Origin of the sequence: Reichenbachiella sp. MSK19-1 (assembly GCF_003590315.1) — a bacterium.
Taxonomy (GTDB): domain Bacteria; phylum Bacteroidota; class Bacteroidia; order Cytophagales; family Cyclobacteriaceae; genus Reichenbachiella; species Reichenbachiella agariperforans.
The window spans coordinates 1175639-1186565 of sequence record NZ_MIER01000002.1 but is presented as its reverse complement, the minus strand read 5'-3'; the positions used below and the strand labels follow the sequence as shown (position 1 = coordinate 1186565).

At 44.3% G+C, this 10927-nt stretch carries 7 protein-coding genes; 5 read left to right on the top strand and 2 right to left on the bottom strand.

The features are described 5' to 3' along the window. Nucleotides 1-661: 661 nt before the first annotated feature. Together BGP76_RS04960 and BGP76_RS04955 are read right to left on the bottom strand one after the other, a co-directional pair. Nucleotides 662-1348: a LytTR family DNA-binding domain-containing protein gene (locus BGP76_RS04960; protein WP_119843827.1), complete on the bottom strand. Its 687-nt coding sequence runs from the start codon at nucleotides 1346-1348 to the stop codon at nucleotides 662-664. Next, nucleotides 1341-2357: a sensor histidine kinase gene (locus BGP76_RS04955; protein WP_119843826.1), complete on the bottom strand. Its 1017-nt coding sequence runs from the start codon at nucleotides 2355-2357 to the stop codon at nucleotides 1341-1343. Before BGP76_RS04955 ends, BGP76_RS04960 begins: the two co-directional genes overlap by 8 nt. 213 nt (nucleotides 2358-2570) lie before the next feature. Here BGP76_RS04955 and BGP76_RS04950 point away from each other — a divergent pair, with 213 nt between their 5' ends. From BGP76_RS04950 to BGP76_RS04930, 5 genes are all read left to right on the top strand, one after another. Continuing rightward, the gene (locus BGP76_RS04950) at nucleotides 2571-4958 is read left to right on the top strand and encodes a TonB-dependent receptor (protein ID WP_119843825.1); all 2388 of its coding nucleotides are present in this window, start codon (nucleotides 2571-2573) and stop codon (nucleotides 4956-4958) included. A gap of 15 nt (nucleotides 4959-4973) precedes the next feature. Continuing rightward, the gene (locus tag BGP76_RS04945; RefSeq protein ID WP_119843824.1) at nucleotides 4974-6191 is read left to right on the top strand and encodes a hypothetical protein; all 1218 of its coding nucleotides are present in this window, start codon (nucleotides 4974-4976) and stop codon (nucleotides 6189-6191) included. A gap of 105 nt (nucleotides 6192-6296) precedes the next feature. Next, the gene (locus tag BGP76_RS04940; RefSeq protein WP_119843823.1) at nucleotides 6297-7442 is read left to right on the top strand and encodes a PepSY domain-containing protein; all 1146 of its coding nucleotides are present in this window, start codon (nucleotides 6297-6299) and stop codon (nucleotides 7440-7442) included. 712 nt (nucleotides 7443-8154) lie between these two features. Beyond that, on the top strand, nucleotides 8155-10047 hold the full coding sequence (locus tag BGP76_RS04935) for a histidine kinase (RefSeq protein ID WP_119843822.1): 1893 nt from the start codon (nucleotides 8155-8157) through the stop codon (nucleotides 10045-10047). Between the two features lie 22 nt (nucleotides 10048-10069). After that, complete coding sequence (locus BGP76_RS04930; RefSeq protein WP_099598292.1) at nucleotides 10070-10813, top strand: LytTR family DNA-binding domain-containing protein; 744 nt, start codon at nucleotides 10070-10072, stop codon at nucleotides 10811-10813. Nucleotides 10814-10927 lie beyond the last annotated feature (114 nt).

Below are 10927 nucleotides of genomic sequence, written 5' to 3'. Positions count from 1 at the left end.
AAAAAGGTTATGCTTGAAAAGCCCTGCAGCATACTCTTAAAGTAGCTCACTGATATCTCCATGCGCCCGACGGTTGTACACTTCGAAGTGTCAAGGGGGAGCGTCTATCAATGATAACCGACATTTTTAATCAGATACCCATAATTTAAGATTGCACTTTACGAATTCACGGAAGTTGATATGGATATACATGTAGCGAAGTTGCTAAACCTCTGATTTCTGATTTTGCACCCTGATGAGGACAAAGCCAAAAAGGTAAGTTTACCTCCAGCTATAGATAAACTAACCTTTGGATCACGGTAAAGGTACATTTGCGTTGTGGTAAACTTAAGTTTTCCAAACAGTACCTATACCTTAGATTTTTAAGAGAAAAGCCAGGTATATCCCGTTTGATCGCATTTCTGAATGCCACCGAGTGAGACAGATAAAATGTACCTAACAATTCGGTATGATTAGCAAATATTAACACCTGAATTTACTGACAATCGCTCTGACATACCATCATGTATGCATGACATACAACAATTCAATAAGAGAAATAGATACGCTTAGCCCACTACAGTGACAATATCTAATCGAATAGGTGTTTCGTAGTGTTCGGGTTTGTTCCTAACGTCACGGGGAAAGAATCCTCAGCGCTAAACCCCAATCACAACCCATATCACTCCAGTGACGCCATGTTTTCCATGAAGGCTTTTTTGTACACCCGTCCGATGGGGACTGTATGGCTGCCAGAAAGCTGTATCTTGTTGTGAGATACCTTTCTGACGTGCTTGAGGTGCACCACAAAGGATTTGTGTACTTGGCAAAAACTGTCATCCAGTGTTTCGAGCCAATGTCGCAAAGGGTAGCCACTCAGGTGCTTGGTATCCTCTCCTACTATCTCCGTATAGTCTGCGTCAGACTTGATCAGTACGATATCATCTAGCGACATGCGAATGAGCTCATGCCCGGACTTGATAACTATCGTCCGTTCGTCCTTGTCGTCTTCGGTATGACGTGTACTGACAACCTTGGACACTGCCAGATTGAAGCGCTCTACAGAAAAAGGCTTGAGCAGATAGTCTATCACCTGGTACTCGTAGCTCTCCAAGGCATAATCAGGAAAGGCGGTGGTAAGGATCACCGGAGGATGATCGGCCTGAGACTTCAAAAACTCCAACCCTGACATCTTAGGCAAATGGATATCCAAAAAGATCAAGTCTATTTTAGACTTTTGCATAAAATCCATCAGCGACACTGCGTCCGAAAAGGTCGCCTTTAGACTCAAACCAGGGTGATCCCCTATAAACTTGCTGAGGATGCGCTGCGCTGGTGGCTGATCCTCTACTATCACACATTCAAGCATAATCTGACTGTTTTAACTTTAGCTGCAACCGTACTTCGAACGCATTGCCCTGATCATGGATCTCCAAGCGGTGACTATCCGGATAGACCAGTCCCAATTGCTTCTTGACATTGGACAAACCAATACCATGAGCCAAATTTTCCGTATTGGTATGGGGTAAATAACTATTGATACATACGAAATTCAAAATACCCTCTGCACTCACCTCCATGCGCACATGGATGTATATCTTGTCGGACTGACTGGATGTAGAGTGTTTGAATGCATTTTCCACAAACACAATCAGTATCAACGGAGCAATCATGAACCCCTCATGATCCACCTCGGATGTGAACGACACTTCCCCCCTATGCTCGATCCGCAGTTCGTTGAGCGCCATGTAGTCCTGGAGGTGCTTGACCTCTTGTATCAGATTGACCTGCTCCGAATTGCACTCATACAGCATATAGCGGAGCACCGAAGACAGCTCCAAGATAATCGAAGGAGTCTTGGGTGAATTCTCTATGGCGTAGGCATACAGGTTGTTGAGGTTATTGAATAAAAAATGGGGATTGATCTGTGACTTAAGGAACTGTAGCTCGTTTTCCTGTGCCAAGGATCGCAGTTCCTCTACCTCCTTTTGCTTCTTGATAAAATCCCACGCCAACTTAAAAGCCACAAAGATGACCATGATCGGCAGAGTCTCACTCAAGGTGAATACCAATCCAGGAAAATACGTACCCCGAGTATCTGGAAAGTAGAGCTGCTCCAAGCCATACTCATCGACCAAGATCACCAATACAATCACCGTCACCACTGCTGCGACAAACAGCAGCATGCGGTTGCGATAGTAGAGCTTCGGCAGCAATACATAGTTGATCACCATAGCAGCTACCATGTAGTTGGCAAAGAATGCAATCTTGTATGGCTCTATCGCAAAAGTGTAATCCTGCACATACGAAAAGAAGAAAAGCAGTACAAGCATGACAGCCAACTGGTAGAGTATTTCTCTGCGTGTCCATTTATTCATCTTCAAAACAAGTCATATAATTCTATTCTGTCTTCACATCAATCACAATTTTCTCAGCCTGACACAAACACATGTCGTTCACCGTAATTTTTCGGTTGTTGACAGAAACTAACTTTCAAATATGTAGAAAAAATACATTTTTGCTATTCATAATTAGTCTAAATAAATAAAAGCTACTTAATATTAAATTCTACTGAGTACAAATCATTATCTATGAAAATATTAATCCTTAGCATCACGTTGATTTTAGTTTCTTTCCTCGCCAATGCGCAGGAATACTATATATCAGGTGTAGTCACCAATGAGCAAGGAGAAAACATCCCTGGGGTAAACGTGATTATTAAAGGGAGCACGAATGGGGTATCTACAGATGCTGAAGGGAAGTTCAAGGTTAAAATCCCAGGAGGAAAGCGTATTCTGCTTTTCAGAGGAGTCGGACTCAAAACGCAAGAAATGCTGGTCGATCATTCCTTCAGATCCAAGCAAGTGAACATCCAGATGGAAGACAGCGCTACTGAGTTAGATGCCATACAGGTAGTAGCCGAATCGGAATCTTTCCTAGTAGAAAAAAAAGGCTTTAGTGTGGATGCTATCGAAACGCAGAAAATCAAATCTCAAAGCCTAGAAATAAACAATGTACTGGGGAGAACCGCAGGGGTGCGTGTCAGGAAATCTGGAGGTGTCGGTGCAGACTTCAACTATTCCCTAGATGGGTTGTCTGGCAATGCCATTCGCTTTTTTATAGACGGTGTTCCGATGGACTATTTTGGATCGTCCTATTCTATCAACAATATCCCCATTACACTAATAGAACGAATAGATATATACAAAGGTGTAGTGCCCGTAGCGCTAGGGTCAGATGCCTTAGGTGGAGCGATCAACTTGGTCACGAATCAAGAAGTCTCCAACTACGTTTCTGCCTCTTATTCATTTGGCTCATTCAACACCCATCAAGCAACACTAAATGGGCAGTGGAGGACTGATTCTGGTCTCACCACCCGACTTTCTACCTTTTACACCTATTCTGACAACAACTATAAGGTATGGGGTGAAGGCGTTTTTTATGGTGATGAAGATACAGGCAAAGCCATCTATTTTACCGAAGATGATCCGGCCGAAAGATTCAATGACGATTTTCAAACTGCCACTGTCAAGTTTGACGTAGGCTTCACGCAGAAACAATGGGCAGACCAGTTGTTTGTCAGCATATTGACCTCCGATCAGAAAAAGGGAGTACAAACAGGGCAAACCATGGGACATGTCTATGGTGAAATGCGCAACAATGAACAGGTACTGATGCCCAGCATCACCTATCAAAAGAAGGATTTATTTACCAATGGATTAGATGTTAATGCATTTGCTGGATATTCATACATAGAAGGCACTACGGTAGACACCACCACCAACCGATATGACTGGCGGGGAAAAGTAATTGGGAACAACCCCTCTGGAGGGGAGATAGGACGAGGCGGCAGTAAATCCTTATTTACCATCAAGGATAAGTCATATATCATGCGATTCAATACGACTTATCAATTGCCTTTAGGTTTTAGACTGGGATTTAATTACCTGTACACCAGCACAAACCGTACAGGAAACGACCCTTTTTCACCCTCCTATCGAATTCCTTATCTGGAGCCACAAAAAATCGGTTCTCATTTTGCGGGCTTGTCACTAGAGACATCTAAGTTCAATGACAAGCTTCACGCCAATGTATTTCTCAAAAAGTATGCTTTCAAGTCTACTATCAATGATTTGGTCTACACGACTGAGTATGAAATAATAGAACATAAAAATGATATATCCAATTGGGGTGGTGGCTTTGCAGCTTCCTATCTGATCCAGCCAAACCTGTTAATCAAATCCTCCATAGAACAAGCTACCCGATTGCCCAGCGCTACAGAGGCGCTAGGTGATGGGGTTACCATTGAAAACAATCCTTCGATAAGGCCTGAGCAAACCTTCAATGCCAATATAGGAGCTGTACTGGGCAGGTATGAGCTGGGTGCTCGACATGGGGTAAAAATAGCGGTAAGCACATTTTACAGAGATGTAACTGACAAACTGAAACTACTGGTAGAGGGAGGTCAGGAGCAAGGACAGTACGAAAACATAAACAAGGTGAAAGGAACAGGTGCTGAGATAGATATTGTCTATGATTTTGATCAAAAACTAAAACTTAATCTAAACGGAACCTATCTAAACTTCAGAAACAACCAGAAGACAGACGAGCATGGCAGGGAAAACATCGTCTATGGCGACCGACTTAGAAATGACCCCTACCTCATGGCCAATGCAGGGCTGGAATATAATGTAATGAACCTTATTCAAAAGAATAGCCGGTTTTTTGCCTATCTGCAGTCCAGCTATGTGCACGAGTTCTTCCTCAACTGGCCTAGCCTAGGAAGCAGAAACAACAAGAGTATTATCCCTTCACAACTCGTCTGTGACGCAGGTGTTGGGTACACTTTCCCTTCCAAAAAATTGACGCTGGCTGTCGATGTATCTAACCTATTCAATGAGCAGGTTTATGACAACTTTCTACTTCAAAAACCTGGAAGGGCTTTTTTCTTAAAAATCAATTATCAAATTATAAAATAACTTAAGTCTATAATTATGTATAAAAACAAACTTGTAAAGCTGTTCTTCATAGGTACCCTCTTAGCTGCCGGATTTACATTCGTCTCTTGTGACGATGGAGTAGATGAAGTAAAAGGACCAGAAAACACCAAATATACCGTAGGAGCGGATGTAGATGGCGAAGGCTACTACACCACTACCGACGACCTCATGACTGGCACCATATCGATAGTTGGGAGTGGATCCGAAGGCTGGGCCAACCTATCAGTGAGCGTGGATGGATACATGTATATCCTTAACAACACAGAAGGTCTGACTGAAAAATATGAACTGACGGCCACTGGTCCAGTTTTGGTAGATGAAATTTCCAACTCAGCTTTGACTGCTGGGGGGTTCTTCCGCTATATTCAATCGATCAATGATAGTGAACTATTCCTGTCAACCAACCCAAATGATGAAGGCTCAGTTCCATATGCTATCATAGACTTAGAGACTTTCTCTGCTACCAGCAAAGGATACCTCGAGATGCCCACTATCAACGATAAAAGCAACCTATGGGTGAACGCCGTTGTGCAAGGAGGTTCAATGTATTTCGGGTCACTATATGGAGATGCAGCGACTTGGGGACAGTTGGCAGATTCATTGGTTACCGTAAAGTACGACTACCCTTCTTTAACCAATCCTGAGATACTCGTATCGACTGCATCTGCGGGCATGACCGCAGGTTACCGTACCAACGGATCATTCGTAACAGAAAATGGTGACATCTACCAATACAACATCACTGGTTCGCTGTGGTATGGCCATGATGAAGTAGCTGACAAGCCATCCGTATTCGTGAGAATCAAAGATGGAGACTATGACGACTATGTACTAGATATCTCTGCCGAGTTCGATGAGCCTATCGCCATCTGGAATGCTTGGTATGCTGGCGATGGCATAGCGTATGCTAACGTTACTCGCGTAGGTGATTTGGCTGAATGGGGTGACCTTTCTCAAAACACTGGTACATTAGTAGAAATCAACTTGGAAACCAAGTCGGTGACGGAGTTGAACTTACCAAAAGCATCTTTTGTCAATATCTTCTCTTTGGATTGTGTCACTGACGGTAAATTCTACATCCCTGTAAGTGTGACCGGAGGAGACGCCAACATCTACGAAATCAACAGAGGCGGTGGGGCAGATGGATTCACAAAAGGAGCTAAACTTGACGGTAGCAATGTATTTGTCAATGCGCTGTTTAGAAACTTCTAAGCAACCAGATTTAAAACAACCTATTCCAAACCACTGATTGTAATCACACGGCTCATCACGAGCTGTGTGATTTGTTTGGTTCATAAACTGTCAGTACTCCTACGCATGAAAAAACCACTCAAAAAACTCATCCTCCAACTCCACCTCTGGATCGGTCTACTCACAGGTCTTGTCGTCTTCATCGAAGGAGTCACAGGAGCGATCTATGTTTTTTCGGGTGAGATCACCGAATGGGTGGATGCGGACAAACACCGAATACCTGGAGAGCCAGGGGTAGCCTACATGCCTGCTAGCGAACTGCAAGCCCTAGCGCAAGAAGCCATCGAAGAAAAGGACGCTTCTCTGCTGCGCTTTTTCATAACCAACGACCCCAAATCCTCCATCGCCTTCACCTTTCGCAAGCTCAACCCTGACGCGCTGTTTTACAACAGCTACATGGAAACCTACAAAACCGTCTTCCTCAACCCCTACACGGGCGAGGTGCTGCAAGTAGAAAATACCAAATGGGCGTTTTTCAACGTGATCATGTGGCTACACATGACCCTGCTGCTCAACTACAGCCTTGGAGGTACGATCGTGGCGTGGGGCGTACTGGGCTTTGTACTGCTTATCGTCTCGGGTCTCATACTCTGGTGGCCCAACAACAAAACAGTACGCAAAAAACGATTGACCTTCCTCTGGAAACCTGAATTCGGATGGAAAAGAAAAAACTTTGACCTCCATGTCGTCTTGGGCTTCTACATCATCGCATTGGCCTTGATCATATCCATCTCTGGGCTCTTTTACTCCTTTCACTTCGTGAGTGACAGCCTCCGATGGATCGCCAACGGTGGCCAAACCATCAAGCGTCCGTTTCCCACAACCGCCGAGGTGATCCCCAACTCCGACATGCAACCGATCGATATTGCCTTCCAAGCATCCCTCCTCAAAACGCCCAACGCAGACTCCTATGTAGTCAAACTACCCCGAAAACCAGAATTCTCCTATGTCGTAAGAGCCTACATGTCTAAAGATGTCTACTACCACCGCGTGGTACACTACTACGACGGCCAAACTGGAGGCCTACTCCAAACAGACACCAGAGAAGACCTCACCAACGGCGAACACTACAGCAACATGAACTACGACATACACGTCGGTAGCATAGGCGGCCTACCCACCAAGATCCTCGCCTTCCTCGCCTGCCTGATCATCGCCAGCCTACCCGTCACAGGCTTTCTGATTTGGAGAAACAAGAGTTACAAGATCTAAGCAAACCTTATAGTTTGTCTAAACCCAGTAGTAGCCCGCCTGACTCGTGAGCATACGCAAGCCAAAAGACGCTCGACCCAAAAAGCTGTAGATCTGAGTTCGATTCATAATCACTACAAATCATCTGTTGTCTGCTTTATTCAATGTTTTGAAAATTATACTGTTTGAGCGATAGCGAGTTTATGACTTTCTGGCCCTTTTGCTTCCTTTTTTGGCAATGAAAAAAGAAGCGTTTACCTGCCGGTAAGCATGGCTTGTCTGACTTGAAGACAAAGTAGGATTGTAGCATTACAGAAAAGGTTTTAATGAAATTTAAAACCGAACTCAGGTTGTAGCTTACCCAAGTGAACACTCTGCCTACAATACCCCTTACTTATCCAAGATGGATAAATAAGCCTTTGTCCTTTAACTCGATTGGGCTATCTTTCTGACTTAATCAAAGCTTAGGACGTCACCCGTAGCATCGTTGCTTCAACCAATTATTACCTATGAACTATTCTAGCTCTTTGCTTTTTCAGCAAACACTGACAGGGAGTATTTCCCGATCAAGTGATCGTCGCATTCCCCATGCAAATGGAAGATTGCTTGACCTCCACATAGGTTTATCAACCGATTGAATCCTGTCAACTGACAAGATGTAATGAATCTCAGACCCAGCAAGAGGCAGCACGTCTTGCCTCACTGCCTCTGATACTACAAAATTCTGCATACAATGAGCAAAGCCCTTTTTACCCTATTCACCCTAGCCATATTCTCCTTGTCTTGTTCCAAAAAACAAAGCGCACAACTGGAACCTATCACCTCCTCTCAAGATTCATTGACAATGGAGGAAATCCGTGGACGATGGAAAAAGTCGCTCTACCAAACTCCCGACTCGGTAAAGGCAGCAGCTGAGGAAATGTTGCAGTTCGCTCAAGCAAAAGGCATCAGGTCAGGCATCATCGCTGGCAACAACATGATGGCCGTCTACTACTCAAAAAGCGGAGATGATAAGCAAGCACTTGAAATGTATGATAAAAATTTGACACTGAATCAAGGAGATCTCAAAGGAGAAGCCAACATTTATAACAATATGGGGAATTGCTACCTCCGGTTGGGTGATTTTGATTTGGCACTAGAGGCTCAAATCAAAGGGCTAAAGGCTGAAGAAGCCAGAGCCAATACGGAAGGCATTGCGATCTCTCATCTCAACATATCAGGTGTGTACGCGCATCTCAAAAATGATGACAAGACGCTAGAAAGCGCCATGAAGGCCTACGACATGGCGCAGAAGCATAGCATAGAGCCTGTCATCATGCAGAGTGCTTTTCAGATTGCTGAGCTTCGGATCAAGCAAGGAAATGATTCTTTGGGAATGGTCTATGCCGACACGGTGATCCGCTCGGCCCAAAGACTAGGCTCGAGTTTTGGGGTACACAAAGGCATGTCTGTGCAGGCCAAAGCCCTTGCCAAACAAGGCAAATTGTCTGAAGCACTGGCCGTAATCAGAGAGGTCAAATCATACTATCTCTCCAAGGATGTCAAAAATGAGGTGCTCCTCCAATCCGTATCGGAAATCGAGTTTCTAAACATGATGGGGCGATACCATGAATCTGAAATATTGATCTCCAAAGCCCTCAACCTAGCGCAGCAACTAGGAGAAAAAGAGCAACTGGCCAGCCTCTACTACACCCTATCGATGATTCATCAGCACCGAAACAATGCTATAGCAGCACTGGAGGATTTCAAGCGGTATCACAGCTATAAGGACAGTCTACTCAATTCCGAAAAAGTAAAGGCGATCGAGGATATGGCGATCAAATACGAAACAGAAAAAAAAGAAGCAGAAATAGCCACGCTCTCTCAGCAGGCGGCTATTCAAGCGCTGGAATTGAAACAAAAAAACCTTGCAATCCTTATTGGATTGGTCGTTTTCATCCTGGTGATCGTCATTGCCTACTTTGTATACCGAGAGCGGTCACTCAAGAAGGAACGCGCACAAACCGAGCTAGAACAACGCTTCCTTCGCTCCCAACTCAATCCTCATTTCATCTTCAATGCACTGATGGCCATTCAGAATTTCATGTTGAAAAATGATGGACCAACAGCCGCAATGTACCTCACCAAGTTCTCCAAACTCATGCGAGAGATTTTGGAGAGTTCGAGACAAGAGTTCATACCACTGGCCTCTGAAGTCGAGCTGATCACCAACTATCTCGACATACACAAAATGCGCCTAAACGATGCCTTTGCATACAGTATTGAGATTGATAAGGCAGTAGATCCTGAGACCGACACCATCCCTCCGATGTTCGTACAGCCCTTTGTCGAAAATGCCATCGAGCACGGCATAGCAGACAAAAAGAATGGAGGACAGATCGACCTTAGGTTCAAAAAATATGACGAGCACATTGCGATAGAAATCACGGACAACGGAAAAGGACTCATCAAGAAGACCCATTCAGGACATAATTCACTGGCTTCTACCATCATTCAGGAGCGAATGACCCTCTTCAACAAAACCCTGAAAACCAAAATCCAATTGGTACTGGGCGACATCAAAAATGACCAAGGAGAAATTGAGGGTACGAGAGTAGAATTGAAGGTTCCTTTCAGTTACATTTGAATAAGCTAGTGAAGAAACAATTATGCGCGTAGTTCTGGTGGATGACAATGATGTCGTCAGAGACAATCTAAAGACCTTATTATCAATGTATGCTCCAGAGGCAGAAGTAGTCGGTGAAGCAGACGGAGTGCAGGCAGGGATTGCCTGCCTCAAGGCGAACAAACCTGACCTCCTACTTTTGGATGTAGAAATGGAAGACGGTACGGGGTTTGACCTACTCGCGATCTATGGACAACTTGACTTCAAGGTGATCTTCATCACTGGACATGATGCCTATGCAATCAAGGCCATTAAATTTAGCGCCATTGACTATCTCCTCAAGCCTGTTGACCCGGAGTTGCTTTCAAACGCGATTGCCCGTGCCAAGCAAGCCATGGATACCCAGGAAGAAAATCTAAAACTCACCAACCTGTTTCAAAATCAAGACAGCACATTGCCCGATAAAAAGATCGTTCTCAAAGATGCGGAAACCATCTACCTGATAGCCATCAAGGATATCATTCGGTGCGAGTCTCAAGCAAACTACACATGGTTTTTCATTTCAGATGGTCGGAAAATCATCGTTTCGAAAACGTTGAAAGAATACGACGCTCTCTTTGAAAGCAAGTACTTCTTTCGAGCGCATCAGTCGCACTTGATCAACCTCATGCATTTTGACCGATACGAGAAAAAAGATGGTGGCGTAGTACATATGAAAGATGGCAGTACCCTACCCGTAGCTGTACGAAAGAAAGACGCGCTACTCTCCTCATTGGAGTCGATCTAAGCAAGTTAAACGTCAAGGGAATGAGCCCTAAAGGTTTGCAATGAAATCCTGTGGGCACAAGATTCGATGCTAGACATTCGACAAATCGAATTCGACCCAAAACGAATAATAGAA